Consider the following 843-nt stretch of genomic DNA (forward strand, 5'->3'; position numbering starts at 1 on the left):
GAGGTTTATTTTCTGATTGCCAAATGACAACGCAACTCGGGACTCACCGAATATAACTTTTTCCATGCCCAATACTGATTGGTAGAAACTTACACTCTCCTCAATATCTTTGACGGTTAAAACTAAGTGATCAATTCTATCTACTTGCACAATACACCCTGTATTTTTTACATGTAACGCCTTTAGGTGCGGCTTGAACCCGAAGGCGAGACCGGTTGAACGCTTGGTTAGCTTCTATTTTCGGAAGATAGTAAAAACTTTCGTAAATCTCTTTCTTGCCTCAATACGTGAAGGATATAGGCTGAGTCGCTATCTACTTTGTAGAAAACACGACAAGGATTTACTACAACTTCTCTATAATTTAGAGTCGAAATTTCTTCAGGTACTCTGCCTGAGTCAGGGAATTGTTCGAGCCTCTGCACCTTGCTGAAAACGTTTTCTACTAGCTGCCTCGCAGCGTACGGATTACTAACTTCAATATAATCTGCAATATCGTTCAGATTAATTAATGCTGGCTCAGTCCAGATTATTTGAGCCATTTACTCATCTTCTCTTTAGCTTGCGACATGTCCATTGTTCGACCTTCACGGATTGCCTGTTCGCCTTTCGCGATACCTTCCAGGATTTTCATCCGATCTACCATCAACTCATAATCAGCCACATCAACCAAATAGGCTGATGGCTGGCCATGTTCAGTTATAAGAATAGGTTCTTTTGACTCATGCAGATCTGCAAGCAGTTTCGTTGCTTGTCTCTTTAATGTAGTAACGACTTCAGTTCTCATAGTGACACCTTATATTAAAATGTATCACTATAGTATCACTCGAAATCAAAAAAAACTAA

At 39.9% G+C, this 843-nt stretch carries 3 protein-coding genes; all 3 read right to left on the reverse strand.

The features are described 5' to 3' along the window. The coding region (locus A3766_RS20385; RefSeq protein ID WP_197479649.1) for a VOC family protein at window positions 1–150 on the reverse strand (150 nt) is incomplete at its 3' end. Between the two features lie 77 nt (window positions 151–227). Then, complete coding sequence (locus A3766_RS20390) at window positions 228–539, reverse strand: type II toxin-antitoxin system RelE/ParE family toxin (RefSeq protein WP_068507613.1); 312 nt, start codon at window positions 537–539, stop codon at window positions 228–230. Further along, window positions 527–784 (reverse strand): type II toxin-antitoxin system Phd/YefM family antitoxin, encoded by a 258-nt coding sequence (locus A3766_RS20395; protein WP_068507610.1) that lies wholly within the window; start codon window positions 782–784, stop codon window positions 527–529. The genes A3766_RS20390 and A3766_RS20395 overlap by 13 nt, the downstream gene beginning before the upstream one ends. Window positions 785–843: the final 59 nt, after the last annotated feature.

The organism is Oleiphilus sp. HI0132 (genome assembly GCF_001635845.1).